At 57.7% G+C, this 16,838-nt stretch carries 17 protein-coding genes; 7 read left to right on the forward strand and 10 right to left on the reverse strand.

All coding sequences use genetic code 11. The features are described 5' to 3' along the window. The first annotated feature begins 18 nt into the window (after positions 1 to 18). The gene (gene celB, locus ROR01S_RS11065; RefSeq protein ID WP_064359465.1) at positions 19 to 1,371 is read left to right on the forward strand and encodes a PTS cellobiose transporter subunit IIC; all 1,353 of its coding nucleotides are present in this window, start codon (positions 19 to 21) and stop codon (positions 1,369 to 1,371) included. A 96-nt stretch (positions 1,372 to 1,467) separates the two neighbouring features. On the opposite strand, the gene treC is transcribed toward celB, so the two are convergent. The 3 genes from treC to treR form a co-directional block, all read right to left on the reverse strand. Next, positions 1,468 to 3,123: an alpha,alpha-phosphotrehalase gene (gene treC / locus ROR01S_RS11070; RefSeq protein WP_004857259.1), complete on the reverse strand. Its 1,656-nt coding sequence runs from the start codon at positions 3,121 to 3,123 to the stop codon at positions 1,468 to 1,470. Positions 3,124 to 3,174: 51 nt separating this feature from the next. Further along, the gene (gene treB / locus ROR01S_RS11075) at positions 3,175 to 4,593 is read right to left on the reverse strand and encodes a PTS trehalose transporter subunit IIBC (protein ID WP_004857263.1); all 1,419 of its coding nucleotides are present in this window, start codon (positions 4,591 to 4,593) and stop codon (positions 3,175 to 3,177) included. A 129-nt stretch (positions 4,594 to 4,722) separates the two neighbouring features. Continuing rightward, a complete protein-coding gene (gene treR / locus ROR01S_RS11080) occupies positions 4,723 to 5,670 on the reverse strand; it encodes a trehalose operon repressor TreR (RefSeq protein ID WP_004857268.1) in 948 nt (315 codons plus the stop codon). A gap of 179 nt (positions 5,671 to 5,849) precedes the next feature. Between treR and mgtL the strand changes: the two genes are divergently transcribed. The 3 genes from mgtL (at position 5,850) to ROR01S_RS11090 (ending at position 11,319) form a co-directional block, all read left to right on the forward strand. Further along, complete coding sequence (gene mgtL / locus ROR01S_RS27690; RefSeq protein WP_155417144.1) at positions 5,850 to 5,903, forward strand: mgtA regulatory leader peptide MgtL; 54 nt, start codon at positions 5,850 to 5,852, stop codon at positions 5,901 to 5,903. A 145-nt stretch (positions 5,904 to 6,048) separates the two neighbouring features. Beyond that, complete coding sequence (gene mgtA / locus ROR01S_RS11085; RefSeq protein ID WP_015585300.1) at positions 6,049 to 8,757, forward strand: magnesium-translocating P-type ATPase; 2,709 nt, start codon at positions 6,049 to 6,051, stop codon at positions 8,755 to 8,757. A 168-nt stretch (positions 8,758 to 8,925) separates the two neighbouring features. Beyond that, positions 8,926 to 11,319, forward strand: coding sequence for a beta-N-acetylhexosaminidase (locus ROR01S_RS11090; RefSeq protein WP_064359466.1), 2,394 nt, complete (start codon positions 8,926 to 8,928; stop codon positions 11,317 to 11,319). 56 nt (positions 11,320 to 11,375) lie between these two features. Here ROR01S_RS11090 and ridA read toward each other — a convergent pair whose 3' ends face one another. The 5 genes from ridA to ROR01S_RS26075 all read right to left on the reverse strand — a co-directional run bounded on the left by ridA (position 11,376) and on the right by ROR01S_RS26075 (position 13,481). After that, positions 11,376 to 11,762, reverse strand: a complete 387-nt coding sequence (gene ridA / locus ROR01S_RS11095; RefSeq protein WP_004857278.1) for a 2-iminobutanoate/2-iminopropanoate deaminase — start codon at positions 11,760 to 11,762, stop codon at positions 11,376 to 11,378. 168 nt (positions 11,763 to 11,930) lie between these two features. Then, positions 11,931 to 12,392 (reverse strand): aspartate carbamoyltransferase regulatory subunit, encoded by a 462-nt coding sequence (gene pyrI / locus ROR01S_RS11100; protein ID WP_004857283.1) that lies wholly within the window; start codon positions 12,390 to 12,392, stop codon positions 11,931 to 11,933. A 12-nt stretch (positions 12,393 to 12,404) separates the two neighbouring features. Next, a complete protein-coding gene (gene pyrB, locus ROR01S_RS11105; protein ID WP_004857285.1) occupies positions 12,405 to 13,340 on the reverse strand; it encodes an aspartate carbamoyltransferase in 936 nt (311 codons plus the stop codon). Between the two features lie 2 nt (positions 13,341 to 13,342). Then, positions 13,343 to 13,402, reverse strand: coding sequence for a pyrBI operon leader peptide (locus ROR01S_RS27695; RefSeq protein WP_112150686.1), 60 nt, complete (start codon positions 13,400 to 13,402; stop codon positions 13,343 to 13,345). After that, positions 13,377 to 13,481: a pyrBI operon leader peptide gene (locus ROR01S_RS26075; protein ID WP_015585298.1), complete on the reverse strand. Its 105-nt coding sequence runs from the start codon at positions 13,479 to 13,481 to the stop codon at positions 13,377 to 13,379. Before ROR01S_RS26075 ends, ROR01S_RS27695 begins: the two co-directional genes overlap by 26 nt. A 193-nt stretch (positions 13,482 to 13,674) precedes the next feature. Here ROR01S_RS26075 and ROR01S_RS11110 point away from each other — a divergent pair, with 193 nt between their 5' ends. Next, a complete protein-coding gene (locus ROR01S_RS11110) occupies positions 13,675 to 14,130 on the forward strand; it encodes a YhcH/YjgK/YiaL family protein (protein WP_004857287.1) in 456 nt (151 codons plus the stop codon). 133 nt (positions 14,131 to 14,263) lie between these two features. Here the strand turns inward: ROR01S_RS11110 and argF are convergent, their stop codons facing one another. Together argF and argL are read right to left on the reverse strand one after the other, a co-directional pair. Then, positions 14,264 to 15,268, reverse strand: coding sequence for an ornithine carbamoyltransferase (argF, locus tag ROR01S_RS11115; protein ID WP_004857290.1), 1,005 nt, complete (start codon positions 15,266 to 15,268; stop codon positions 14,264 to 14,266). Continuing rightward, a complete protein-coding gene (gene argL, locus ROR01S_RS27760) occupies positions 15,238 to 15,333 on the reverse strand; it encodes a putative translational regulatory protein ArgL (RefSeq protein WP_371033352.1) in 96 nt (31 codons plus the stop codon). The genes argF and argL overlap by 31 nt, the downstream gene beginning before the upstream one ends. A 98-nt stretch (positions 15,334 to 15,431) precedes the next feature. On the opposite strand from argL, the gene rraB reads away from it, so the two are divergent. Beyond that, positions 15,432 to 15,857: a ribonuclease E inhibitor RraB gene (rraB, locus tag ROR01S_RS11120; protein ID WP_004857292.1), complete on the forward strand. Its 426-nt coding sequence runs from the start codon at positions 15,432 to 15,434 to the stop codon at positions 15,855 to 15,857. A 175-nt stretch (positions 15,858 to 16,032) separates the two neighbouring features. Beyond that, on the forward strand, positions 16,033 to 16,800 hold the full coding sequence (miaE, locus tag ROR01S_RS11125) for a tRNA isopentenyl-2-thiomethyl-A-37 hydroxylase MiaE (protein ID WP_004857296.1): 768 nt from the start codon (positions 16,033 to 16,035) through the stop codon (positions 16,798 to 16,800). Positions 16,801 to 16,838: the final 38 nt, after the last annotated feature.

Consider the following 16,838-nt stretch of genomic DNA (forward strand, 5'->3'; position numbering starts at 1 on the left):
TTCCTTCGGGGATCGCAAATGTCGAACACTACCTTCATTGAACGTTACGTCATGCCTGTGGCGCTGAAATTCGCCGGGCAAAAACATGTTCTGTCCGTACGCGACGGCATTATTCTTAATATGCCGTTTATGCTGATTGGTTCGTTTTTCCTGATTTTTGCCTATCTGCCGATTCCGGGCTATGCCGATATGATGAGCGGCCTGTTCGGCGATGTCTGGCGCGATAAAATTCTCTATCCGGTGAAAGCGACCTACGACATCATGGCGCTGATCTCCAGCTTCGGCATCGCTTACCGGCTGGCAGAGAAATACCGTACGCTGGATCCGCTGACCGCAGGCGCCCTGTCGCTGGTCGCTTTTGTGATGACCATTCCACAGCACACGCTGTTCACCCCGGTCCACGGGGCGGCGGAGGTGGTGAAAGGGGTGATTCCGGTCGGGCTGGTCGGTAGCCAGGGGCTGTTTGTGGCGATCGTGATTTCGCTGCTCTCTACTGAGATTTACCGCTTTGTCGCCGGGCGTAATCTGGTTATTCGCATGCCGGACGGTGTACCGCCGGCGGTGGCGAAATCCTTCCTCGCGCTGATCCCCGGATTCTGCGTGCTGGCGGTGGTGCTGGCGCTGCGTCTGGCCGTGGAAGCCTCCTCGTTCGGCGATATCAACAGCATGATCGCGACCATTATCGGTATTCCGATGCACCATATCGGCGGTACGCTACCGGGGATGATTATCTCGGTTATCCTGATCGGTATCCTGTGGACGCTGGGCCTGCACGGTGATGCTATCGTGCTGGTGTTTATCCAGCCGGTGTGGCTGTCGAATATGTCCGAAAACCTGACGGCGTTTCAGAACGGCCAGCCGATTCCGCACATTATTACGCAGCAGTTTTACGACCTGTGGATCGCCCCGGGCGGTACCGGAGCGCTGCTTGGGCTGGTGATTTTTATGCTGTTCAGAAGCCGTAGCCAGCAGATGAAGCAGTTAGGGAAAATCGCCGCGCCGGGCGCGTTGTTCAACATCAGCGAACCGATGGTATTCGGCATTCCGCTGGTGATGAACCCCTGGTTCTTCCTGCCGTTTATTTTGACGCCGGTGCTGCTGGTGATTGTTTCGTATACCGCGATGGCCACCGGGCTGGTGGCGCCGCCGGCGGGGATTGCGCTACCGTTTACCACGCCGATTTTTATCAGCGGCTACCTGGCGACGGGCGGGCATATTTCCGGGACTATTCTGCAGGTCGTTAACCTGAGTATTTCGCTGGTGGTCTATTACCCGTTCTTCCGGGCGTGGGATCGTCTGAAAGCGAAAGAGGAACATGCGGCGACGCAGTCGGAAGTGAGCGCTACGCTGTCTGCGGCTGACCGCACGTAACGTCTGCTCACTCCGGCGCGGCAGCGCCGCTGTCCGGGCTACCGGCTCGCCGAAGTTGGCGAACCCGTAGCCCGGTTACAGGCAGCGCTCCAGGGGTTACTCCTGCAGCCACCATACCGCTTCAAACGGCCGTAGGGTCATGGCGGCCGGGCGATTCGCCGCTTCCGCGTAATTGCTCATCAATACCTGCCAGTCGCCGTCCACCTCCTCCGGCTGCCAGCTCTGGAACTCGCGGCTCAGGTTCGCCGCGACAACCAGCGTTTTCCCTTGCCACTGGCGGCGATAACACCACAGCGACGGATGATCAGGCAGCAGGTCCAGATAGTCGCCCCAGGTCAGCACCGGCGTGGTTTTACGCAGCGCAATCAGCCGCTGGTAGGTGTAAAAGACGGAATCCGCATCCGCCAGCGCCGCCTCGACGTTGATCGTCTGATAGTTATCGCACAGCGCAATCCACGGTTCACCGGCGGTAAATCCGCCCTGGTCGCGAGCGTCCCACTGCATCGGCGTGCGGCTGTTATCGCGCGATTTACTGGCCAGAATCGCCAGCAGCTCATCGGGAGCCTGTCCCTGCGCCGAGCGCTCAATAAACATGTTATGACTCTCGACGTCGCGATAATCGCCGATCTGCGAGAAGTGCGGATTGGTCATGCCAATCTCTTCGCCCTGATAAATATAGGGAGTGCCCTGCATGCCGTGCAGGACCATCGCCAGCATTTTCGCCGCCGGTACCCGGTATTCCCCTTCATCGCCAAAACGCGACACGATACGTGGCTGATCGTGGTTACACCAGAACAGCGCATTCCACGCCCGGTTGTGCATGCCTTGCTGCCAGTGAGTGAACAGCGCTTTCAGCGCCACGTAGTCCGGGCGCGCAAGGGTCCATTTTTCGCCGCCGGGATAGTCCACCTTCAGATGGTGGAAGTTAAAGGTCATCGACAGCTCGCGGCCGTCCTGTGCGGCATATTGCTGGCAATGTTCCAGCGAGGTAGAGGACATCTCGCCGACCGTCATCAGATTACGCGGCGTGAAGACATCGCGGCTCATCTCCTGCAGGAATTCGTGGACCCGCGGACCGTCGGTATAAAAACGGCGGCCATCCCCCTGGGTATCCGACGGGAAGGTTTGATCTTTCGAAATCAGGTTGACCACATCGAGGCGCAGGCCGTCGACGCCGCGGTCGGCCCAGAACTCGCACACCTTTTTGAGTTCCGCACGGACCGTCGGGTTTTCCCAGTTGAGATCTGCCTGCTCCGCGGCAAACAGATGCAGATAGTACTGCCCGCTCTCCGCGTGCCACTGCCAGGCGTTGCCGCCAAACTTCGAGCGCCAGTTATTGGGCGGCGTCGTCGGTTCGCCATCGCGCCAGATATAAAACTGGCGGTACGGACTCGCTTTATTCAACGACTCGCGAAACCAGGCGTGGGCGGTAGAGGTATGGTTGAAAACCATATCCAGCACGATACGGATCCCGCGCGCTTTTGCCTGGGCGACCAGCTCGTCGAAATCATCCAGCGTGCCGTAAGTGGGGTCGATGGCGGTATAGTTCGCCACATCGTAGCCGTTATCGACCTGCGGTGAGACGTAGAAAGGCGTCAGCCAGATGGCGTCCACGCCAAGTTTTTGCAGGTAGTCGAGGCGCGAGGTGACCCCACGCAGATCGCCGGTACCGCTGCCGGTCGTGTCCTGGAAACTCTTCGGATAAATTTGATAAATAACGCCGTTTTGCCACCAGTGGGGGAGGGTATTCATATCGCTTTCCTGCTACAACGAAGGGGCGCCAGCGCGCCCCGGAAGAAAAAATCAGACAATCTGTAATGTGCCCTGACGGAACTTACGCTGATAGATGACGGTGGTGAGAACAATCGGCACCACCACCGCAATGACCATCGCTAAGCCGAATACCTGCCAGTAAGTTGGCTGAATGGAGAGGATGCCCGGCAGGCCGCCGACGCCGATCCCGTTCGCCATGACGCCATTCAGGCCGCACAGCAACCCGGCAAGACCGGAGCCGATCATCGCGCAGAGCATCGGGAAGCGGTACTTGAGGTTGATGCCGTACATTGCCGGCTCTGTGACGCCCAGGTAGGCGGAGATCGCCGCCGGGACGGAGATTTCACGCTCATTCTGCTTGCGGCTGGCGATAATAATCCCCACCACTGCCGACGCCTGAGCGATGTTGGACAGCGCAATCAGCGGCCATACCGGCGTACCGCCCATGCTCTGAATCATCTGCATATCGATAGCCAGCGTGGTCTGATGGACCCCGGTAATGACCAATGGCGCGTAGAGGAAGCCGAACAGCGCGGCGCCAATCGGCGCAAAGCTACCGGTCATCAGGTGGCGCACGGCAAAGGCGACGCCGTCGCCGATCATGCGGCCAAACGGACCGATAAAGGCGTGAGCGAGGAACACCGCCAGAATCAGGGAGCAGACCGGTACCACCACCAGATAGAGGTAGTCAGGCACGATGCGTTTCAGGCGCGTTTCGATAAAGCCGAGCGCCAGACCCGCCAGCAGCGCCGGGATGACCTGCGCCTGGTAGCCGACCTTCGCAATCGTAAACAGGCCGAAGTTCCACACTTCCGGCACCTGCTGGCCTAGTAGATAGGCGTTCATCAGCTGTGGAGAGACCAGCGTGACGCCGAGCACGATGCCGAGGATCGGCGTGCCGCCCATTTTCTTCACCGCTGACCAGCAGATACCCACCGGCAGATAGAAGAAGATGGCTTCGCCAATTAGCCACAGGAAGTCATAAATGGTTTTCAGCGACGGGTGCATCTGTGCCAGCGTCTGGCCGTTGCTCATCGGCAGATCGCCGATCACGTTGCGGAAACCGAGGATCAGACCGCCGCTGATCAGCGCCGGTAGCAGCGGGAAGAAGATCTCGGCAAAGTGCGAGATCAGCTGCTCGTGCCACTTCATATTTTGCCGCGCCGCCTGCTTGGCCTGTTCCTTATCGGCAGACGCTTTGCCGGTGGTCGCCAGCAGGGCTTTGTAGTAATCGCCGACTTCTGTGCCGATCACGACCTGGAACTGCCCGGCGTTGGTAAAGCAGCCTTTCACCATGCGCAGCTGCTCAATTTCTTTCGGTTTGGCGATGGCCGGATTGTTCAGCACAAAGCGTAGACGGGTAATACAGTGACTGACGGTCGCAATGTTATCGCGCCCGCCGACCAGTTCGATTAATTTATCGATGTCCTGCTGATTTACTTTGCTCATTATGAGGCCTCAAAACAGAGGGAAGAGATTGCGTAATGACCTGAGACGAATCCTAACCGCTCCGTTCAACTTTCAAAATGGGAACGTTCCCGAAACGCAGCAACGATCACATAAATCCAACAAACGGGCTTAAATCAGCGCGGCGGGAATGACGATTTGACGAGGTTCTGCCTGGCCGCCGATCTGGGCGATCAGCTGTTGGGCCGCCTGGCGACCGGCCTCGGCGTAACCGGGATTCACGGTCAGGATTTCCGGATGGAGAAACTTCATCAGCGGCGTACTGCCGACGCTGGCGACCTGCAGATGTCCAATGCGTTGCTCCTGCAAATACTTGCTGGCGCCGAGGGCGAGGGTATCGGTCGCGCACACCAGCGCGCTGGTATCGGGGGTCAATACGCCGGCGACATTTTCATAACCCTGTTTCATGGCCAGGCCCGGCAGGGCGGCGGACGGGATCAACTGATGCTGCTCGCAAAAATTGAGGTAGGCCTGATGGCGGCGCTGCCCGGTGGTGACGTCGCTATGCGGTACCCCGAGGAAGCTGATATGCCGATGACCGCCATCGTACAGACGCTGCATCAGCATGTTCACCGCGCCGTTATCGTCGTAGCAGACGGAGGCGAATCCCGGCGCGTCGCGGGCCAGCAGCACCATCGATTCCCGCCACGGCGTCAGCATCTCTTCGCTAATGCCGGTAAAGCCAAACAGTACCACGCCGTCGATATTGCGGCGGGCGAGGATCCCCAGGTGCTCGCCGACCAGCGCGGGAGAGAACTGGCTTTCCATCATAATCGGATCGTAACCTTGCTCGTAAAAGGCGGGCAGCATGGTCTGTACGGCAAGGTTTTCCGACAGCGAGTCCAGACGGGTGACGATAATCGCCACCACTTTATCGCTCTGACCACGCATCGCCCGCGCTGAGCGGGAGGGCGAGAAGCCGTGCTGTTGCATCACCGCCTCGACCCGTTCACGGGTGCGCTCATTGACGCCGCTTTCGTTATTAAGCACGCGGGATACCGTCGATTTCCCGACGCCGCTTAAGCGCGCGATATCTTTGATGGTCAGCCGGTTTTGCATGCAGAGGTCTCGTCGTGGTCCGATAAAAGTGAGCCTAATGCTACTCAACCAAACCGCAATGAGCAAAGTCTGGTTTACGTCTTGTTTAGTTACGCGGGGTTATCATTAAGACAGTGGCTATAAATTGCCTGTTGCTCGCGGTACTCTCGCGCCGCTTTTACTCACTTACCGGAGATTATATGGACCCCGATCCCACTCCTCATCCTCGATGGAGTTACATCCTTTTCCGGTAAGCCTGCTTAGCACTGCTTTACCGGAAGCGTAAAGCAGTGACGTCCTTGATGTCCCTGCCATAAAAAAATAATACCTGACAGGTAAGGTTCTATCGTGCCTGTCTGTTTTGCCGCGTTCGTCTGTACGAGCGTGGAGGGACTGTTTATGCTGAAAAATATCACCCGGCAGCTGTTTGCACAGCTCAGCCGCCATTTGCCGCGCCGACTGGTTCAGCGCGATCCGTTACCTGATGCCCGCAATCTGGCCACTGCGCCGATTCCGGATTCGTTGGGTAAGCACTGCCTGAACGTGGCGGCAATGGACGAAAATGAAATCTGGCGCGCCTTCGAAAGCCACCCGGAAGGGCTTAACGACGCCGACGTTGCGCGGAAAATTGCCCGCTACGGCGATAACCAAATTCCGGCACAAAAACCGGCGCCGTGGTGGGTGCACCTCTGGACCTGCTACCGCAACCCGTTCAACCTGCTGCTGACCGTGCTGGGTATCGTCTCGTATGCGACGGAAGACCTGTTTGCCGCAGGCGTGATTGCGCTGATGGTGGGGATCTCCACGCTGCTCAATTTCATTCAGGAAGCCCGCTCGACCAAAGCGGCGGATGCGCTGAAGGCGATGGTCAGCAACACCGCGACGGTGCTGCGGGTGGTCAACGAACAGGGCGAAAGCCGCTGGTGCGAACTGCCGATTGATCGGCTGGTGCCTGGCGATATCGTGAAGCTGTCGGCCGGGGATATGATCCCGGCAGACCTGCGTATTCTTCAGGCGCGGGATCTGTTCGTGGCCCAGGCGTCGCTGACCGGTGAATCGCTGCCGGTCGAAAAAGTGGCGAGCAGCCGCGACCCTCAGCAGGGCAACCCGCTTGAGTGCGATACCCTGTGCTTTATGGGCACCAACGTGGTGAGCGGAACGGCGCAGGCGATGGTCTTCGCCACCGGCGGCAACACCTGGTTTGGTCAGCTGGCCGGGCGGGTAAGCGAGCAGGAGAGCGAACCCAATGCCTTCCAGAAAGGCATCAGCCGCGTCAGCATGCTGTTGATCCGCTTTATGCTGGTGATGGCGCCGGTGGTGCTGCTGATCAACGGCTACACCAAAGGCGACTGGTGGGAAGCGGCGCTGTTTGCCCTGTCGGTGGCGGTGGGCCTGACGCCGGAGATGCTGCCCATGATTGTCACCTCGACCCTGGCACGCGGGGCGGTGAAGCTGTCGAAACAGAAAGTCATTGTGAAGCACCTCGACGCGATTCAGAACTTTGGCGCGATGGACATCCTGTGCACGGATAAAACCGGCACCCTGACTCAGGATAAAATCGTGCTGGAAAACCATACCGATATTTCCGGTAAGGTCAGCGAGCGGGTTCTGCATTGCGCATGGCTGAACAGCCACTATCAGACCGGGTTGAAAAACCTGCTCGATAAGGCCGTGCTGGAAGGCGTGGATCTGGATGCGGCGCGCCAGCTTTCTGAACGCTGGCAGAAAGTCGATGAAATTCCCTTCGACTTCGAACGTCGCCGTATGTCGGTGGTGGTGAGTGAACAAGACGGCGTGCATCAGCTGATCTGCAAAGGTGCGCTCCAGGAGATCCTCAACGTCTCGACCCAGGTGCGCCACAATGGTGAAATCGTGCCGCTGGACGATACCATGCTGCGCCGTATCAAACGCGTCACCGATACCCTGAATCGCCAGGGGCTGCGCGTGGTGGCGGTGGCGACTAAATATCTGCCCGCCCGCGAAGGTGACTATCAGCGCATTGACGAGTCCGATCTGATCCTTGAAGGCTATATCGCCTTCCTCGACCCGCCGAAAGAGACCACCGCCCCGGCGCTGAAAGCGCTGAAGGCTAGCGGCATTACCGTCAAAATCCTCACCGGCGATAGCGAGCTGGTGGCGGCGAAGGTGTGCCATGAAGTGGGGCTGGACGCCGGCGAGGTGGTCACCGGTAGCCAGATTGAAGACATGAGCGATGACGAGCTGGCGGCGCTGGCCAAACGCACGACCCTGTTTGCACGTCTTGCGCCGTTACATAAAGAGCGCATCGTCACGCTGCTTAAACGCGAAGGCCATGTGGTCGGCTTTATGGGCGACGGCATCAACGATGCTCCGGCGCTGCGCGCGGCGGATATCGGTATCTCCGTGGATGGCGCGGTGGATATTGCGCGCGAAGCTGCGGATATTATTCTGCTGGAAAAAAGCCTGATGGTGCTGGAAGAGGGGGTGATCGAAGGTCGCCGTACTTTCGCCAACATGCTGAAATACATCAAAATGACCGCCAGTTCGAACTTTGGTAATGTCTTCAGCGTGCTGGTGGCGAGCGCCTTTTTGCCGTTCCTGCCGATGCTGCCACTGCACTTGCTGATCCAGAACCTGCTGTACGATGTATCCCAGGTGGCGATCCCGTTTGATAACGTCGACGACGAGCAGATTCAAAAACCGCAGCGCTGGAATCCCTCGGAACTGGGGCGCTTTATGGTCTTCTTTGGCCCGATAAGCTCGATTTTCGATATCCTGACCTTCTGCCTGATGTGGTGGGTGTTCCAGGCCAACGTGCCGGAAGCCCAGACGCTGTTCCAGTCGGGCTGGTTTATTGAAGGGCTGCTGTCGCAAACGCTGATTGTGCATATGATCCGTACGCGGCGGATTCCGTTTGTTCAGAGCCGCGCCGCATGGCCGCTGTTTGCCATGACGCTGGTGGTGATGCTGGTTGGCATCGCTCTGCCGTTCTCGCCGCTGGCGGGCTATCTGCAGCTGCAGGCCCTGCCGCTGAGCTACTTCCCGTGGCTGATTGCTATTCTGGCAGGCTACATGACGCTGACGCAGATGGTAAAAGGCTTCTACAGCCGTCGCTACGGCTGGCAATAACCCGTCTTTGTGCCGACCGTTCTCCCTCAGGGGAGGACGGTCTTTTTGGCATTTCTCTTAAATCTCAGAAAGTTGTGAACCCCGTCATCCCGTTTGCTTGACGCTCTTTTGCGCGCATGTTAACCCAATGTTTTGCTTTTTTTTGGCCCGTCATCAAAAGGAAAACTCATGCTTAACTCTGTGCGCAATGGCCTGCTGACCAGCGGATTATTATTTGGCGCGATGGCACATGCCGCTCCGGCCGGCGATCTGCCGCTGATGCCGTGGCCGGCTCAGGTCGAACGCCCGCAGTCGCCGGGGGCGTTGGTGGTGAATAACGCGCTGACGCTGAACGTGACCGGCGACGTGCCCGGCGACGCCGTGGGCCGCTGGCGCGAGCGCATTGCCCGCCAGACCGGCTGGACGTTACAACCGCAAATGGCGCCGGTTACCACGCCGACAATTAACGTGGTGGTGGCCAAAAAAGTGCCGGCGATTCCTCGTCCTGACAGTGATGAAAGCTACCAGCTGAAGGTGACTGCCGAGGGCGTTACCCTCAAGGCGAATACCCGGTTTGGCGCGATGCGCGGGATGGAAACGCTGCTCCAGCTGATGCAGAACGGCGCCGAGAACACGGCAATTCCTTACGTCACGATTGATGATGCGCCGCGCTTTCCGTGGCGCGGGCTGCTGCTGGATTCCGCTCGCCACTTCATGCCGCTGGAGGCGATCAAACGCCAGATTGACGGCATGGCGGCGGCCAAGCTCAACGTCTTCCACTGGCATCTGACCGACGATCAGGGCTGGCGCTTCGCCTCCACGCGGTATCCGAAACTGCAACAGAAGGCCAGCGACGGGCTGTTTTATACTCAGGCGCAGATGAAAGAGGTGGTGCGCTACGCGGCGGACCGCGGCATTCGCGTGGTGCCGGAAATCGATATGCCCGGCCACGCGTCGGCGATTGCGGTGGCCTACCCGGAGCTGATGAGCGCCCCGGGGCCCTACGGCATGGAGCGCCATTGGGGCGTACTGAAACCCGTGCTCGATCCCAGCAAAGAGACCACCTACGCCTTTGCCGAGGCGATGATCGCCGAGCTGGCGGCTATTTTCCCCGACCCGTATCTGCATATCGGCGGGGATGAAGTGGACGACAGTCAGTGGAAAGCGAACCCGACTATCCAGGCGTTTATGCGCGAGAAGGGGCTGGCCGATAGCCACGCGCTGCAGGCGTACTTCAACCGCAGGCTGGAGGCGATCCTCGAAAAATACCACCGGCAGATGGTCGGCTGGGATGAGATTTATCACCCGGACCTGCCGAAAAGCATTCTGATTCAGTCCTGGCAGGGACAGGACGCGCTGGGCGAGGTGGTAAAGCAGGGCTATCGGGGGATCCTCTCCACCGGTTTCTATCTCGACCAGCCGCAGTACACTGCCTATCACTATCGTAATGAAATTGTGCCCCAGGGGCTGAACGGCGTGGATACGATAAGTGATAACGACAGCGCGCAGAGCTGGAGCTTCTCGATGCCACGGCTGAAGGGCAGCGCGGTGGAGGGAAGCTTTACACTGGTTAAAGGCGAGAGCGGCTGGCGCGGGTTTATTGATTTCAAAGGCAAATCTCGTCGTGCGGCGCAGGATATTGAATGGGGCGGCGACGATCGGCTGACCTTTCGCGTCGACACCTGGATGGGGGAAACCCGACCGGTGCTGACCGTGAACGACGATAAGCTGGGCGGCTATTTCCTGCTGGGCAACACCCGCTATCCTGTCAGCGGGCAAAGGCTGGAAGCGGTGCCCCAGGGCACGCCGCCGGTGGTCCCGGAGGCGGACCAGCAGAAGAACCTGCTCGGCGGCGAGGCGGCGCTATGGGCGGAAAACGTGGCGGCGCCGGTGCTGGATATTAAACTCTGGCCGCGGGCCTTTGCGGTGGCGGAGCGGTTGTGGTCGGCGCAGGATGTCAACGACAGCGATAACATGTATCAGCGGCTACAGGCGATGGACAGCTGGTCTACGGTGTCGGTTGGCCTGCAGCAACATACCCAGCAGCTGGTGCAGTTCACGCGCTTAGCCAACGGCGGCAGCACGCTGCCGCTACAAATTCTCGCCCAGGCGCTGGAGCCGGCGCACTACTACACCCGCCAGCATCTGAAATTCCAGGCTAATCATTATCATCTGTTTGAGCCGCTGAACCGCCTCGCCGATGCGTTACCGGCAGAAAGTACGACCGTACGCAACCTCGATCGTTGGGCGTCGCGTTTGATCAGCGATGCGGAAGACAGCGAAAGCGCGGATGCGCTGCGCCATATTTTTACCCTCTGGCAAAATAATATCGCCGATGCGCAGGCGCTGACGGAAAACAGCTATCAGCTGGCGGCGATAAAGCCGGTGGTGGCGCAGGTGGATAAGCTGGCGACGCTGGGGATACGGTTGACCGATCTGGTGGCGCGGCAGGGCACGCTGGATGATAAAGAGTATGCGTCGGTTCAGGCGCAGCTGGACGAGGCGGCGAAAACGCAGGATGAGCTGGTGATTGCGGCGGTTTATCCGCTGGAGAAACTGCTGCGGGCGACGAAGGTCGAGTAGTGAAACTCCCTCACCCGGCGCGGTAATAAAGGCGTATGGGTGAGGGGATGCGAGGCTTAGCGACGAATGGCGATCGCTTCGATCTCGATTTTCACATCTTTCGGCAGGCGAGCCACTTCCACGCAGGAGCGCGCCGGGAAGGTCGCGTGATGTTCGGTGAAGAACGCTTCATAAGCGGCATTCACGGTGGCGAAGTCGTTCAGATCTTTAACGAATACGGTCGTTTTAACAATGTCGCCGACTTTCAGGCCTGCGGCTTCAACGATAGCTTTGACGTTGTCCAGAGACTGACGCGCCTGAGCGGCGACATCTTCCGGCACGCTACCAGTTTTCGGATCGACGGGGATCTGGCCGGAAGTGATGATCATGCTGCCCAGATCAACACCCTGAACATACGGGCCGATTGCTGCTGGTGCATTTTCCGTCGCGATAGTTTTAGACATGAGTTCTCCTGAATAACAGCATTATTAAGTAGTGACGCAAAATCCTTCGAGTTGCAGCGACGCGGCAAGGGGCGAACCGCCCGCACGGCCGACAAAGAAGCAGCTTGAAGGATAGCGCGTATGGAACCCGGCCATTATAGGGAGCCGGGTTGCCAATACCAACCTCAATTAGTTGGCCAGAACCACATAATGCGAAAACTCTTTTTCACAATATTTGCACTTCAGCGCGATATCGTTTTCCCGCTTTTTCACCGCAAAGCTGGAGGAAACCGGCTCGGCATGGCTGATACAGTTGCTGTTCGGGCAGACCAGCACGCTGTTAATCCGATCCGGCAGATTCGGGCGTGACTTACCGACTACTTCATAATCATCGATGCGGTTGACCGTCGCATGCGGGGCATACAGCGCCAGCTGGTTTACCTGCTCGTCGGTCAGGAACGTATTCTCGATTTTTACCAGGTCCTTGCGGCCCATTTCACCTGACGGCAGGTTCAGGCCGATGGTGATCCGCTGATCCGTTTCGGTCAGTTTGAACAACGTCAGCAGTTTAAAGCCCACCTGCGCAGGGATGTGGTCGATAACGGTGCCACGTTTAATGGCTTCTACCTGCAGTTTATTATCGTGTGTCATGGTCGTTTCCCCTTACAGAGCCAGCTCGCTATTCAGTACCAGTGCCAGTAACGCCTGGCGTGCGAAGATGCCGTTGCCGGCCTGCTGGAAGTACCAGGCGTGCGGCGTTTTATCGACATCGGTGGTGATTTCATCAATGCGCGGCAGCGGGTGCAGCACTTTCATATTGTGACGGGCGCCGTCGAGGTCGGCGGCACGCAGGACAAACTGCGCTTTCACGTTGGCGTATTCCGACGGGTCAAGACGCTCTTTCTGCACGCGGGTCATGTACAGAATATCCAGCTCTCCCATCACTTCATCAATGGCGCTGTGCACGCTCCAGGCAATCCCTTTCTCATCCAGCATATCGAGGATGTACTGCGGCATCGCCAGCGCATCCGGGGCGATAAAGTAGAAGCGGTTGCCGTTGAATTTCGCCAGCGCCTGGGTCAGCGAATGGACGGTGCGGCCATATTTGAGGTCGCCAACCATCGCGACGTTGAGGTTTTCCAGGCGGCCCTGAGTTTCCTGAATGGTGAAGAGATCCAGCAGGGTCTGCGTCGGGTGCTGGTTAGCGCCATCGCCGGCGTTGAGGACCGGGATACCGCCGGAAAACTCGGTCGCCAGACGCGAAGCCCCTTCCTGCGGATGGCGCATCACGATGGCGTCGACGTAGGTGCTGATGACCGAAATGGTGTCGGCCAGGGTTTCCCCTTTTTTGCCCAGCGAGGTGTTGCTGCTGTCGGAAAAGCCCACCACGCTGGCGCCGAGGCGGTGCATCGAGGTTTCAAACGACAGGCGGGTACGGGTGGAGGCTTCAAAGAAACAGCTGGCGATAACCTTATGCTTCAGCAGTTCCGGCTGTGGATTCGCTTTCAGTTTTGCAGCGGTCGCCAGGACCAGTTCGAGGTCTTCTCGGCTGAGATCGTTTATGGAAATGATATGTTTTTGATATAGCGGGTTAGCCATGTTTATCTCCTGACGCCTGGGCAAAAAAAAAGCCCCTTAAATAAGGGGCTTCGAGAATTCATTGAGCAACGGAAAGAAAAACGCTACGCCAGCGCCTGTGTTCAGACGCGGTAAGACAGAATGTCGTACGCAGTAGACCATGCTTCCTCCCGGCAAATCGACCGGCATTATACGCAGCTCAAATTTCGGATCAAGCGATTAGTACACAAACAAGAAAACGATTGCTTCGATAAGGCTGCGCCAGCGCAAAAAACCGTAAAAAAGAGGTGGTATGGCAGTGTGAAGGGGCGTATAAAAACAAAAATGAAAAGCTGTTTTATCTTTGAGGGGTACTATGATCGTTGGTCACATTCACCATCTGCAGGCCTGGCTACCGGACGCGTTGCGTCAGGCGATTGAGCACGTTAAAGCCCACGTGAGCGAAGAGACGTCGCCCGGCAAATACGATATTGACGGTAACAACGTGTTTTATATGATTTCAGAAGATACGACCGAACCTCTTGCCGCCCGCCGCGCGGAATACCATGCGCGCTATCTGGATATCCAGATTGTGCTGCGCGGCCAGGAGGCCATGACCTTCAGCACCCGCCCTGCCGCCGGCGCAGCGGACATCGACGGGCTGGCGGAGAGAGATATTGCGTTTCTGTCGGCCGGCGAACAGGAGAAAACCGTCATTCTGAACGAGGGGGATTTTGTGGTCTTTTACCCTGGAGAAGTGCATAAGCCGCTGTGTGCCGTGGGCGAACCGGCCAAAGTGCGTAAGGCGGTAGTGAAGATCCTGATGGCGTAAAAAATCCCCCGCAGGCGCTACGCTTACGGGGGAGGTCATCCGGATGAAGGCTCTTGTGCCGCAATCCGGGGAGATCATCCGCTAGCCGGTCAGGCGCGATAGCACCGCTCCGGGATGATCCGTACCAGATGCGCTATTTACTCAGCGTTGCCACCATCACCGCTTTGATGGTGTGCATCCGGTTTTCCGCCTGATCGAAGACGATGCTTGCCGGCGACTCAAAGACCTCGTCAGTCACTTCCATGCCGCCATGCAGGCCGTATTCCTCCGCCATCTGCTGACCAAGGGTCGTTTGATCGTCATGGAACGCGGGCAGGCAGTGCAGAAATTTCACCTGCGGATTACCGGTCAGCGCCATCATGTTGCTATTCACCTGATAAGCGCGCAGTAACGCAATGCGTTCCGCCCATTTCTCTTTGGCTTCGCCCATCGAGACCCACACGTCGGTGTAGATAAAGTCCGCCCCTTGCACGCCCGCCGCGATATCTTCGGTCAGAGTGATGTTGCCGCCGTTTTTCTGTGCCAGCGCCCGGCATTCTGCCACCAGATTTTCTTCGGGCCAGCAGGCCTTCGGAGCCACCAGGCGCAGATCCAGACCGGTCAACGCCGCGGCTTCGAGCATGGAGTTGCCCATATTGTTGCGGGCGTCGCCTGCATAGACCAGGGTCATTTCGTTAAAGGCTTTCCCCGGCAGATGTTCCTGCATGGTCAATAGATCTGCCAGCAGCTGGGTGGGATGAAACTCGTTGGTCAGACCGTTCCATACCGGAACACCGGCATATTTGGCCAGCGTTTCGACCACTTCCTGACCATGACCGCGGTACTGAATACCGTCATACATCCGGCCCAACACGCGGGCGGTATCTTTAATGGATTCTTTATGGCCGATCTGGCTGCCGCTTGGCCCGAGATAAGTGACGCGGGCACCCTGATCAAATGCGGCAACTTCGAAAGAGCATCGTGTCCGGGTAGAGTCTTTTTCGAAGATGAGCGCGATGTTTTTTCCAGCCAGATGCTGGATTTCAATACCGTTTTTTTTATCGGTTTTCAGTCTGGCCGCCAGCTTCAGCAGAGCGGTGATTTCTGCAGGGGTAAAATCGAGTAACTTTAAAAAATGCTTCTGGTAAAACGCGGACATGATTCCCTCACATGGCTTAAGCCCCTTATTGAATTAAAATTCAATTTATATGTATGAATATTCATTTGCAACCCCGTGACACAAATCTTTCGCACAAAGGTGGAGGCAATCACGGCGGTATGTGACAATAGAAGTATCTGCCGCACATTATGAGGAACGAGCCATGGCAAACCCGGAACTACTGGAAGAACAGCGTGAAGAAACGCGTCTGATTATCGAAGAGCTGCTCGAAGACGGCAGCGATCCGGACGCGCTGTACACGATTGAACACCATCTCTCTGCCGACGACTTTGAAACGCTGGAGAAAGTGGCTGTCGAGGCCTTCAAGCTGGGTTACGAAGTGACCGAGCCGGAAGAGCTGGAAGTGGAAGAAGGCGAAGTGGTTATCTGCTGTGACATCCTGAGCGAAAGCGCCCTGAAGGTGGAGCTGATTGATGCCCAGGTTGAACAACTGATGACTCTGGCGGAAAAATTCGGCGTCGAATATGACGGTTGGGGTACTTACTATGAAGACCCGAACGGTGAAGAGGGCGATGAAGAAGATGACGACGATCTCGTCGATGAAGACGATGACGGCGTTCGCCACTAAGTAAATCTGCACGTCATCCTTCAGGCCGCGTCTTTGCTGGCTACGCACAGGAACCCCGGCGACATCGTTCTCTATGTTGTCGGGGTTTTCGTCTCGTTATACCCTGAACAATAATATTGTGTCTGTTTGGATGCGATAACGGCCGGCAGCCGTTACCGTATAGCAAGGAACCTCAATGGACTACCCGCAAATACTCGCCCCCGTAAGTCACTTCCTGCACTGCCCGACGCCACAGGCGTGGATTGATGAAGCCCGTAAGCCGGAAAATCTCCCGCTGCTGCTGACCGATCATATGGTTTGTGAGCTAAAAGCGGCGCAAAACGCGCTGCTACTGGTGCGTAAATATGTTGCTGATAAAGAAGGGGCCGACGAGCTGCTGGCCTGCCTGAAGCCGTATGAGGACTTTACCTATCGCCGGGGGCCCGAGCCGGATTTCGTCGCGCTGCATAAACGGATTAATAAGAGCGCCATGCCGCAAACCGACGATCCCTGGAGCCGTCAGCTGGTGGACAGCATGGTACTGCTGATTAAAGAAGAGCTGCACCATTTCTGGCAGGTGCGGGAGATGATGCAGGCCCACGCTATTCCGTACGTCAAAATCACCGCCAGTAATTATGCCCGCGGGTTGCGCAGAGAGGTACGCTCCCACGAACCGGTGATGCTCATCGATAAGCTGATTTGCGGAGCCTACATTGAAGCGCGCTCCTGCGAGCGCTTTGCCGCGCTGGCGCCGTGGCTGAATGACGATCTGCAGAAGTTCTATCTGTCGCTGCTGCGCTCCGAAGCGCGGCACTATCAGGACTATCTGGATTTGGCGCAGCAGATTGCCGAAGAGGATATCAGTGAACGTATTCACCAGCTTGGCGAGGCGGAGGCGGCGTTAATTCTCCGACCTGAGGCGGAGTTCCGCTTCCACAGCGGCGTACCGATGGTCGCGGCGTAAAGTGCCTTTCCCCGGAGGCGGGTCCGGACGACCAAACC

Origin of the sequence: Klebsiella ornithinolytica NBRC 105727 = ATCC 31898, from assembly GCF_001598295.1 — a bacterium.
GTDB lineage: Bacteria > Pseudomonadota > Gammaproteobacteria > Enterobacterales > Enterobacteriaceae > Klebsiella > Klebsiella ornithinolytica.

Bases quoted from the DNA above. Each gene is read 5' to 3' on its own strand.
- miaE (WP_004857296.1), top strand. From the start codon at position 16,033: ATGGACTACCCGCAAATACTCGCCCCCGTAAGTCACTTCCTGCACTGC.
- ROR01S_RS11090 (WP_064359466.1), top strand. From the start codon at position 8,926: ATGCTTAACTCTGTGCGCAATGGCCTGCTGACCAGCGGATTATTATTT.
- argL (WP_371033352.1), bottom strand. From the start codon at position 15,333: ATGAATATTCATACATATAAATTGAATTTTAATTCAATAAGGGGCTTA.
- ridA (WP_004857278.1), bottom strand. From the start codon at position 11,762: ATGTCTAAAACTATCGCGACGGAAAATGCACCAGCAGCAATCGGCCCG.
- treC (WP_004857259.1), bottom strand. From the start codon at position 3,123: ATGAATACCCTCCCCCACTGGTGGCAAAACGGCGTTATTTATCAAATT.
- celB (WP_064359465.1), top strand. From the start codon at position 19: ATGTCGAACACTACCTTCATTGAACGTTACGTCATGCCTGTGGCGCTG.
- rraB (WP_004857292.1), top strand. From the start codon at position 15,432: ATGGCAAACCCGGAACTACTGGAAGAACAGCGTGAAGAAACGCGTCTG.
- pyrI (WP_004857283.1), bottom strand. From the start codon at position 12,392: ATGACACACGATAATAAACTGCAGGTAGAAGCCATTAAACGTGGCACC.
- treB (WP_004857263.1), bottom strand. From the start codon at position 4,593: ATGAGCAAAGTAAATCAGCAGGACATCGATAAATTAATCGAACTGGTC.
- argF (WP_004857290.1), bottom strand. From the start codon at position 15,268: ATGTCCGCGTTTTACCAGAAGCATTTTTTAAAGTTACTCGATTTTACC.
- pyrB (WP_004857285.1), bottom strand. From the start codon at position 13,340: ATGGCTAACCCGCTATATCAAAAACATATCATTTCCATAAACGATCTC.
- treR (WP_004857268.1), bottom strand. From the start codon at position 5,670: ATGCAAAACCGGCTGACCATCAAAGATATCGCGCGCTTAAGCGGCGTC.
- ROR01S_RS11110 (WP_004857287.1), top strand. From the start codon at position 13,675: ATGATCGTTGGTCACATTCACCATCTGCAGGCCTGGCTACCGGACGCG.
- ROR01S_RS26075 (WP_015585298.1), bottom strand. From the start codon at position 13,481: ATGGTCTACTGCGTACGACATTCTGTCTTACCGCGTCTGAACACAGGC.
- mgtA (WP_015585300.1), top strand. From the start codon at position 6,049: ATGCTGAAAAATATCACCCGGCAGCTGTTTGCACAGCTCAGCCGCCAT.